This is a genomic window from Candidatus Neomarinimicrobiota bacterium, from assembly GCA_034716895.1.
GTDB lineage: Bacteria > Fidelibacterota > UBA8477 > UBA8477 > JABMPR01 > JABMPR01.
On record JAYEKW010000164.1, the window covers coordinates 1 to 10,175 of the forward strand.

Sequence of the window (10,175 nt, forward strand, 5' to 3'; positions counted from 1 at the left end):
TTATCCAGATGTTGAAGATGAGAAAGATCTCACTATTGCAACCTGGCATTTAGATGATTCAGCTATCGAAACCCCTGCGTTAGCACTTGATTTGGCACGAGCTGAGATCAACCGGATGGCGAAGATTTCCCAACGCATGCTTAATGGTTTTATTAAGCCATTTTTGAGCGATAAGCCGGGAACTGATCCCATCCATTCACAACTGACGATCATTGAGGGCATCGAAATGAGGGAAACGAAAATTGATTTCCTCGAAAAGAAAGTGAAGCGATACCTGTTGCAGATTGGGCAGCAACAATTGTCTGATAAACAGATCAAAGAAGTATTTGGTATGACCACCATCTGTAGCCACATGGAAACCATTGGTGATATCATTGAGCGCAATCTTTTGCCTCTGATTTCTAAGAAACGAGCCTTGGAGCTTGATTTTTCAGATGAGGGAAAAGCAGAGCTTATCAGGTACCACAAAAAAGTCTGTAAGCAGCTCAGCCGCCTGAAAAACACATTTTCTGAGTTAGACCCTGAGAAGGCTCAAAGAGTTGTACGTAAGCAAGAAAAGTATGCCAATCTTGAAGAGGAATATCGGATTGCTCATTTGGAACGACTCCATAGTGCCCGAAAAGAATCAATGAAAACGGACGAGATTCATACAGAATTACTTGAGCTCATGAAACGTATAAACGTTTATACAGGAGAAATTGCTAAAATCATTTTATCAATAACAGCGAACAAAACTGACATGGATTGATCATGAGAGTCATTATAGCCATATTACTTCTTTCATCCAGCCCACTGTTCGCTAGTGACCACATGGGAACTGAAATTGAATGGACATTCCTGGTAATGGGTTTATTGGGAGGTTTATCATTTTTCCTTTATGGTATGGAAAAGATGAGTGATGGGATGAAGAAGGTCGCTGGTGATCGCATGCGGAATATTCTAGCTGCACTTACCAAACACCGACTTGTTGGGCTGAGCTTAGGTGCTTTTGTAACCATGATAATTCAGAGTTCTAGTGCAACAACGGTCATGTTGGTTAGTTTTGTACAAGCCCAACTCATGACATTTGCCCAATCCCTGGCTGTAATCATGGGCGCTAATATTGGGACAACCATCACAGCCCAACTCGTCGCCTTCAAATTTACTGATTATGCTCTGGCCATGATAACCATGGGGTTTCTCATGACCATGTTTGGTAAGAAGGATACGGTTAAGCATATTGGTCAAGCCCTATTGGGATTTGGAATCCTGTTTTTTGGAATGAAGCTCATGTCGGATTCCATGAAACCCCTGAGAAGTTATGAACCCTTTATTCATCTTATGGAAGGTCTTGAAAATCCAATCTATGGTCTGATCATAGGTGCCCTTTTTACGGGTTTAATTCAGAGCAGCAGTGCCTTTACCGGAATTGTTATCGTTTTGGCACAACAGGGTTTACTGACGCTGGATGCTGGAATCCCCATGATCTTTGGTGCGAATATCGGCACCTGTATTACCGCCGGGCTGGCCAGTATTGGAACTATCCGCGGTGCCAAACGGGTCGCCATCGCTCATGTGGTTTTTAATATTGGTGGGGTTCTTATATTTATTTGGTTTGTTCCACAACTCGCTGAGCTCGTACGTTGGCTTTCTCCAGTGTCAGATGCTTCAGGAGTGCAGAAACTAGCCTTGGAAACACCAAGGCAAATTGCCAATGCGCATACCATTTTTAATATCACCGTGGGGCTTGTATTCCTGCCTTTTACCACCATCATGGCCAAGTATGTATATAAACTTTTACCTGATTTTCAGGTAGAAAAGGGAATTGTGCCGGTTATCTGGCATATAGATGATTCCCAGATATCACACCCTGCTATAGCCATTGAGCTGGCCAGAACTGAAATGTCACGGATGATTAAAATCCTGGGACGCATGGTAGATGCGTTCTTGAGTCCCTTTCTCACGGATGAACCAGAGGTAGATGTCCGTTATCCGCAGTTATCCCTAATTGAAGGGATTGATATGCGGGAAAATAAAATCAATTTTCTTGAAAAAAATGTCACGGAATATTTATTCAGCATCAGTCGCCAGGAATTGAGTGATCAACAAGCTGTGGAAGTATTCGCAATGATGTCAATGGTGAACGATATGGAAAGCATTGGTGATATCATTCATGGCCGTATAACTCCGTTGATGAAGAAAAAACAGTTACTGAAAACGCCTTTCTCAGATGAGGGCCAAACTGAATTGAAGGACTTTCACATTCGAGTCATAAAGCAAGTTGCTCGTTTGAAAGTTGTCTTTACAGAGCAAGAACTCAAAAAGGTAAAAAGAGTCCTGAAAAAGGATTTGAAATATAGAAATCTTGAGACTGAGTACCGCCAAGCCCATCTGATGCGAGTCCAGTTAGAAAAAACCGAATCCATCGAAACTCATGATGTTCACCTGGAGTTGATGGATCTGCTAAAGCAGATCAATGTGTATATAGGCAATATTGCTAAAACGATTTTAGAAAAAGAACAAATCTAAGGAAAATGAAATGAAACCAAGCTTAAAAGTATTAATAGCCCTATCAGTAGGTCTTCTCATGATCTCCTGTGCTACCCAAGCTCCTGCACCAAAGGCAGAAGGTCCTGTTCCACCTTCTGTTTCTCCAGAACCAAGCTACTTTCTGAATTCCAGCGAGTATAAATTATTGCTGAATCCTGAAATGTTTGGGGATTACAAACAGGGTTTTGCCCAGTATTGGGATATCATTAAAACGGTTGCTGCAGATCAGGGGATAGAAATAATAAAATCAGAGAAACCGCTGAAACTGGGGCATAAGGAGGTTTCATTTTTTGATACTAAGGATTTAGAGTTACGCCAGAACAATTTTTTACTCCGTCAAAAGGTGAAGTATAAAGGTGAGCATAAGAACCCCGGGGTTGAATATGGTGTGAAATACCGCCAGACGAATCCTGAAAAAACGATGGCACTTGACCTAAGCATGGCAGAGGGATATACACCAAAGTATGATCGGATCGAATTGGAATCAGATATTGTGTACTATTCGGTAAAGAATGGTGACCATGAGACGACCTATGCCGTATCCAATTCAATTCAGCTGGAAAACCAACCAGAAATGAAACTGGCCGAATTTATCAAAATTTATCCCGTGCTGGGTAATCTTGGAATTGATCCAGAATCGAAATTGAATCTGGTAGCTGATATGGCTGCAGATGAATGGATGGTAAAACCTGGAAAACTTGATTTTGGTGGTGGACTACATGGCCGGATGGATATGACAGTCTGGATTCTTCAGACTGAAATGGGTGAGATTCGTATCCCCGAATTCTCTTTTGACCATGACTTTCTTCCAAATGCCCATTGGGATGCCGCAGCAATGGAGAAGTGTACTGGCTTTATTGAAGAATTATACAAATATCAACCAGAATGGGTTGTCCCCGGGACCTTGAAAGCAGCAGCACTGTTTAAGTTTAAGTAAAAATCCAGTTGACAAACATTTTTGAATCAGGAATCTAACATGACCTCATTTTTCAAACTCCTTAATTTCTGGAAAACCGGCCCTGATCAACCGGTTACCCTGGCAGCTGATAAGATCAAAACTGCTTTTAACCGAAAACGGAACAGCGTTCTATGGTCAGTTGTTTTTGGTTATGGTATTTTCTATATCGGTCGCTTAACCATATCCGTTGCCAAAAAGCCCATGATGGATGCGGGTATCCTGGATGCCACTCAACTCGGAATTATAGGTTCTCTACTATTTTATACCTATGCTTTTGGTAAGCTGACCAATGGCTTCCTGGCTGATCGAGCAAATATTGCAAAATTTATGTCAACTGGTCTAGGTGTTTCGGCTGTGGTAAACCTGCTTTTTGGATCTACCTCAGTATTTTGGATATTTGCTGTGCTTTGGGCTGTCAATGGTTGGTTTCAATCCATGGGATCTGCTCCAGCAGTGGTGAGTGTTACTCAGTGGTTCAGTTCCAAGGAGCGAGGGACATACTATGGTATTTGGGCTGCTTCCCACAATATTGGTGAAGGTCTGACTTTTATCGGGACAGCAACTATCGTCTCGATCTGGGGCTGGCAGGCCGGGTTTATTGTCCCGGGAGTGATCTGTCTGATTGTGGCGGTTATCCTGTTTTTCACGCTTAAGGACCGTCCTGAGACTTACGGTTTACCCAATGTGGCTGAATTTAAAGGTTTAAAAGTCAAGAAAGCTTCAATAGGTAAAAAATCCATCAAAGATTTCCAGCTGGATGTTATGAAGAGCCATGTGGTGATCAAGATTGGACTGTCAGCAACTTTCCTGTATATCGTTCGATATGCAATTCACAGCTGGGGACCATTATATCTTCAGGAAGCCAAAGGGCTGGGCATGATCGAAGCTGGGACAGTTATGGGAATAGCCACCATGTTCGGGCTTGGTGGAGCTATTTTCTCAGGTTGGTTTTCAGATCATTTCTTCAATTCCAAACGCAGACATCCTGCGCTTATTATGGCTTTGATTCAGATCGTCAGTTTGGTGCTGATCTATCTGCTGCCAGCTCAGGATAAGTGGATGAGTATTGCAGCATTTGGATTATTTGAATTTACATTGGGGACTCTGGTGGTCTATATCGGTGGACTTTGGGCTGTGGATCTATTGCCCATCAAAGCTGCTGGGTCAGTTAAAGGTATTGTAGGAATATTTAGTTACATCGGTGCCGCTACCCAGGATTGGATCAGCGGATTACTGATTGATGGAGGCAAAACAGTCACAAATGGTGTTGCAACATATAACTTTGATACTGCTTTCACATTCTGGATCGGCGCTGCTATTGTTGCCGCATTGATTCCTCTGTCACTGTGGAAAACCGAAACAAATAAGGGCAGATAAGATGTCTTTTTATAAAGGAGAGAAAATGAAACTAAAAATGTTACTAATTGGAGTGGTTTTGCTGTTACCCCTACTCACTTTTGGGCAGGGAATCACGGTCACGACAGGGAGTGGCCTGGATGTTGTCTTAGATGGTGAAGTCGAACTTGAATTTGTCGATGTAGAAGGCCCCGGTGGTTTTAAAAATCAGGATCTGACCTATCAAAAGGTCAAAAATCGTAGTCCTCACATGCGTATCGATAAGGCTATCCTGGGACTCAGAGTTAATTATAGTGAGAATTTGTATTACAAATTTGAACTTCGCTTTGGTGATGATAGAGCTAAGGTTGATATTCACTATGCCAGACTGAAAATCCCTTCTATAAATACCCGATTCGAAATGGGAAAAAATAAACCCATGGTTGCCACCAAGAGACGGTCAGAGGGAATGCCACTGATTGGTACTGCCTTTTGGAAGGGTAGAGAGTATCACATTACCTCGAAAACAAAAGTTGAGTTGGGAAATATTGGCGTCACTGGAGAATTTTCATTTGCGATGAAAAGACCCCTTGGTACGGACGATGCTGCTGAGGATAAATCATTCAAGATGCTGGTCTATGATGACTATGATCCAAAAAATGGTCAAACCTTTGAATATGGTGCAGCACTGGGCTTAAATGCCTATGGATTAACGGCTGAAGGCTGGTACTACACTGGAAAGCTAATTGACGATTTCGACTGGAAAACCTCACTGGGATTCTTGCCAGGTTATGACGATGTTGCTGATCAATATGGTGATGAGGACGATTTAACTCACTGGTGGTATGGTGGTCGCCTGACCATGGATCTTAATGCAGTCCGTCTTAGAACAGAATATATCAGTGCCATGGATGGCTTGCTACCCCGGAACGGTTATTATGCTGAAGGATCGTATCGAATCAACCTGAATAATGGTGCAAACCTTGAACCTATAATCAGGTATGGTGTATTAAATGTTGATCGACACCCACCAGTGCTTGGTGATCCGGCAACCTGGGATCGAAATATGACCACAATCGCTCTCTTAAGCAGACTCAACAGCTATTTGACCTTAAAGCTCGAGTATTATATATTAAATGAAGTAACTGGAGGCTCTGTGCAAACTGACGAAGTAACAGGCATTACGGTTGACAACAGTCTCGTTAATGATGACCAAATGCTGCTTCAGATAAATTTTGAATTTTAGTAGATGAGAACTAGACGGTTGAATCATATGTCAACCGCGAATCAAATAAAACAAATCGTGTGCTACACGAAAAAAAGAAAGGTGTTACTATGAACAAGTTACTCAAAGTTCTTATGTCCATGATGTTGATCCTTGGATTAATGGCATTTATTGGATGTGAGGAAACAGAAGACATCGAAGTTACTTATGATAGTTTCGATATTCAGACAGTCATGACACTAGATGCAGGGGCAGATGCTAATGCTGAGATTGTGCGCATGGTACCTGGGTCAGATGATCAAGCAGTATTTGTATCATCAGCTATAGGCAGACTAACGGTTATTGATTACACATCAACAAGTTTCTCATTCGGATCAACCTATGATCTGGATCCAGGTTCAGCTACAGCTGAGATGACTTCCATTGATGTTTCACCTGTGATTGATGGCGAAAACTACGTTGCTGTCTGTGTCGCAGAAACCGATTGTGCCAAAGGAAAGATCATGTTTGTCAAGCTCTCCGATGGGTCCATTGTAAAGGAAGTTGAAGTTGGGTACAATCCCGATGGAACTGCCTTTACCAAGAATGGTTCACACCTCATCGTTGCCTGTGAGGATGATCGTGAAGATCGTCCCTGTAAACCAGCAGACCGTTTAGGTGGCAGTGTATCTATCATTAGTCTGGCTAATGGTGTCGCCAATGCGACACTGGTCCAGGACTATCTTGTCAATTGGGATGATGAATCCGAACCAGAACACTGTGAAACATCTTCAGACGGAACCGTCATTGTTTCCGTTCAGGAAACAAGTCAGATCATGATTTTTAATGTAGCTGATGCTCCATTAGAAGCCAGCGATATCACAATCGTTGATCTTCCAGATGATGGTGCTGCTGGTGATGAGGCTATTGAAGCTGAACCAGACGGACTGTTTATTTCCCCTGATGGAAGTATGGCCCTTACTTCCAATGAAAGAAATGGCACATTCCAGATGATGAGTTTGCCTGATGGAACCCTTTATGGAAATCCATATATCATTGAAGCTGACATTCCTGCCCCACCATATAACATCGATGCAAGAAAAGCCAAAAAACGCACAGAGCCTGAAGAATGTTCCTTGGTTGAACAGGACGGCAAACTATATGCTATTTTTGCTTTGCAGGAAAGTCATGGAGTTATTGTCTATGATGTAACCGACCCTGAAAATCCAGTCTTTGATTCCATCGCTCCAGCTGGTAATCTTGATATTGATTGTTGTGAAGATAACGGCGTTGGTGATGTTGGAATGGAAAAAAGTAACATCGGATCAGAAGGTCTAGGAATGCACCAGACCAATGGTATTGCCTTTTCCGCTAATGAACGTCAAGGTACTATCACGATGTTTACAGCTGCTTGGGCTCGTTAATTGGAGCTTTAGCTGCTGTTGTTTAATAATGATCAGCCCGGATAATCCGGGCTGATCTGTTTTTAGGCCAAATTAGAACCAAATGTTATAAATCGGAGATAGAGGATATTGCCGTGCCTGGATTAAAATATTTTTTAACGCGAATCACGATAGTAAGCCTGGCTTTTCTCATTGGTTGCACAGCAGGTACAGAAGTGGTTGTACAAAAGCAGCATTTGAAACCCCTGCAAATATTCCCTGCTTTCCAAAATGGGTATGGATCAGGAATGGATCAACTTGCTCAACCTGATGACGTTGAAATCCAAAAGAATGGCAATGTAATTATCACTGATGTGGACAATAACCGCATTCAGTATTTTAACCAGGTGGGGAAGCTGCTATGTTCAATTGATACATCCACACTTGGTTTGAAGGATGTGGAAATTATACCTACTGGGATTAGCAGTGATGGTCAGGGATTTATCTATGTCACTATGGAAGGAATTGGCAGAATTGCCCGCTTTACAGAAGAAATGAAATTTGATCAGTTTATCGGTCGCCAGGGAAAAATAACTGCTGAGCAATATTATCTACCAGAGAATGATGGGGTGTTAATTAAGCCCCAGGGTATCATTGTCTCTGAATCCGGGGATGTTTTTGTTATAGACATGGCCAAAAAAGTCTTCAAAAAAGAAGGCGTTCGTAATTTCGGTTTCCGGAAATTTAAGAAAGTCCAAAAAGCAGATAGCACGTATTTCGTTTATGATAAAGACTTTGCTGCATCCCAGGAGATCACCACCATCATGCGCAAAAGCGAGGGGATGGCTATTTCTGAGGAACGTAACTTGTTGCTCATAGCGGAAGAAAAACCCAGCAAAGATCAATTCGGTAATTCACAAAAAATGAGATACATCGGTGTGTTTGATCTCACCACTGGTAAATTCAAGAATCGCCTCATTGGAGTCACCCTGGCGGATGGGCAGATCATTGATGGTACAACAGATGAGTCTATCGAAGGCCTTAGTGTTTTTAGTGACTATCTCTTTGCTGTGGCTGAAAAAGCGGGTCGGGTTGACTGCTATGACATTGATACTGGGGAAAGACTAACCCACTTTGGTAGCAGAGCACCCTTTTACTGTGACGATGAATCCGACTGCATCAGCGATGGTGTAAATTACAATGAGCAATCCATTATTGCCGGTACAGCCCAGGTGCATCTCCTCAACAATTGGCGCAAAAATGAGTTGGCCTCGCCTGATGGCGTTTGTTCCATTCAACTTGACAATGGCCAAAACCGTTTAGCTGTTGTGGACCAATGGAATTCCCGTATTTTGATGTATGATCTGGATGATGTACTGAAGCAAAAATAATAAGTTGCGCCAGGAATTACAAAGAATTGGAGGCAGCAGACCTATTCCAGAGGATAGATGCTCAACCAATCATAGCAGTAACCTTGAAATTCAATGATTAATAGACGTAATACCACGCCTGAACCAAGCAGCAACCAATGAAAAGCCCCCTGCTGACCCTGTTCCTGATTCTGAATCTGCTTGCCTGCGAAGAACAGCCAGTTACCATACCGGATCCCATTATTCAGGTCGAGACTACCCGCCACTTGCAAGGGTATCCAATCCATTTCACAGCCGAGCTTCCTGCGAACGTGAATCTGGATGACCTGGACTTTATTTGGGGTTTTACAGATGGTCAAACTGCCCGGGGAATAGAAGTCAGTCACATCTATTCTGAGCCCGGAACCTATCAGGTTGTTTTAACCATAATCGGAGAGAAATCATCAAAATCGAATTCGAATATGATTACTATTGAACCTTCTCTGGAGTTGATTGAAAGTTACTCCTTGGATGTTGATGAACCTTCCGGTCTCTCTTTCGGCCTTGATAATAGGACTCTATGGACGGTAAGTGATAAATCAGGACAGGTAGTTCACCTGGATTTGCAGGGGAATACGCTGGGTTCTTTGGCTTACCAGGGAACAGATTTGGAAGGCATCAGCTTTGATACAAGAGACTCCACCTTGTGGCTTGTATCTGAAAACCAGGCAACGCTCATTCATATTGACACCAACGGAGTGGAACTTGGTTCACAGTGGATAGCAGGCGTTTCTGATGGGAGCGGCCTGGAAGGTATTGCATTGGATCCTGTTCACTCGCGTATATTTATGATCAAAGAAAAAGATTTTAGCGCTTTGTTGATCCTGGATGATTCATTAGAGACCCAAACTTATCAACGGATCGGTTTTGCCCCTGATTACTCCGGTTTGTATTACTCAAACATGAATGACAAACTCTGGATGCTCAGTCATGAGGCATCCAGTATTTATCTCACAGATACATCAGGAACCTTGCTTGAAACCTACGCTTTTTTCATGGAACAACCCGAGGGAGTAGTCTTCGATGAGGTTGACAGTATCTTCTACATTGTCGATGATGCGACTGAAAAATTACATCTCTATTCATTCTGGGAATGAACGGTTAGTAAATCCACATGAATTCTAAACCCCCCATTCTTATTTCCGCCTGCCTGATGGGTGAAGCCTGCCGTTTTGACGGGCAGAGTAAAGCACAACCTGAATTACTAAAACTATTAAGTAACCGGAAATTAATCCCTGTCTGCCCTGAAGTCGAAGGCGGACTCCCCACACCCAGACCACCTGCAGAGATCACTGGCGATCAAGTTCTACGTGAGAATGGGGAAGACGTAACCCTGCAATTCAAAAGGGGCGCAAAAC

At 42.7% G+C, this 10,175-nt stretch carries 9 protein-coding genes; all 9 read left to right on the forward strand.

What is annotated here, in order from left to right; translation table 11 throughout:
• On the forward strand, window positions 1–748 hold a 748-nt coding region (locus tag U9Q77_10345), incomplete at its 5' end, for a PhoU domain-containing protein (protein ID MEA3287756.1).
• A gap of 2 nt (window positions 749–750) precedes the next feature.
• Window positions 751–2,508 (forward strand): Na/Pi cotransporter family protein, encoded by a 1,758-nt coding sequence (locus U9Q77_10350; GenBank protein MEA3287757.1) that lies wholly within the window; start codon window positions 751–753, stop codon window positions 2,506–2,508.
• 10 nt (window positions 2,509–2,518) lie between these two features.
• The gene (locus U9Q77_10355; GenBank protein ID MEA3287758.1) at window positions 2,519–3,466 is read left to right on the forward strand and encodes a hypothetical protein; all 948 of its coding nucleotides are present in this window, start codon (window positions 2,519–2,521) and stop codon (window positions 3,464–3,466) included.
• A 39-nt stretch (window positions 3,467–3,505) separates the two neighbouring features.
• Window positions 3,506–4,864: an MFS transporter gene (locus U9Q77_10360; GenBank protein MEA3287759.1), complete on the forward strand. Its 1,359-nt coding sequence runs from the start codon at window positions 3,506–3,508 to the stop codon at window positions 4,862–4,864.
• Window positions 4,865–4,889: 25 nt separating this feature from the next.
• Window positions 4,890–6,068: a hypothetical protein gene (locus tag U9Q77_10365; GenBank protein ID MEA3287760.1), complete on the forward strand. Its 1,179-nt coding sequence runs from the start codon at window positions 4,890–4,892 to the stop codon at window positions 6,066–6,068.
• 89 nt (window positions 6,069–6,157) lie between these two features.
• A complete protein-coding gene (locus U9Q77_10370) occupies window positions 6,158–7,450 on the forward strand; it encodes a hypothetical protein (GenBank protein MEA3287761.1) in 1,293 nt (430 codons plus the stop codon).
• A gap of 113 nt (window positions 7,451–7,563) precedes the next feature.
• Window positions 7,564–8,799 carry a hypothetical protein gene (locus U9Q77_10375; GenBank protein MEA3287762.1) on the forward strand — a complete coding sequence of 412 codons (1,236 nt, stop codon included), beginning with the start codon at window positions 7,564–7,566 and terminating at the stop codon, window positions 8,797–8,799.
• 137 nt (window positions 8,800–8,936) lie between these two features.
• Complete coding sequence (locus U9Q77_10380; GenBank protein MEA3287763.1) at window positions 8,937–9,914, forward strand: SdiA-regulated domain-containing protein; 978 nt, start codon at window positions 8,937–8,939, stop codon at window positions 9,912–9,914.
• A gap of 17 nt (window positions 9,915–9,931) precedes the next feature.
• Window positions 9,932–10,175 (forward strand): DUF523 domain-containing protein (locus U9Q77_10385; protein MEA3287764.1); only part of this gene is annotated, 244 nt, incomplete at its 3' end.